At 65.9% G+C, this 255-nt stretch carries 1 pseudogene; it reads left to right on the top strand.

Going from position 1 to position 255, the window contains the following annotated elements:
- Positions 1-255: pseudogene (locus MTX35_RS25540) on the top strand (short-chain dehydrogenase); the annotation flags it as partial.

Raw genomic sequence — 255 nt, 5'->3', positions numbered from 1 at the left:
ACACCGAACTCGTCGCCGGAACCGCCGGCGCAAAGGGATTACGCAACGCCGAGCCGGAGGAGATCGCCCGCGCGACAGCAGATCTGATCGAGAATCCACGCCCCTTCGTCCGCGTCACCCGTCTCGCAGGCGCAATGGTCGCGGCGGTGAAATTCGTCCCCCGGCGTCTGGCGACCGGACTGGGTGCGGCCCTGAACACAGATTCGGTGTTCCTCGCGGACGTCGACATGGCTGCTCGCCGAACGTATCTCGACA

The sequence above is a fragment of the Rhodococcus sp. ARC_M12 genome (genome assembly GCF_022810385.1).
GTDB lineage: Bacteria > Actinomycetota > Actinomycetes > Mycobacteriales > Mycobacteriaceae > Rhodococcoides > Rhodococcoides navarretei.
The sequence above is the reverse complement of the archived record's forward strand: the minus strand, read 5'-3'. Positions and strand labels throughout refer to the sequence as shown.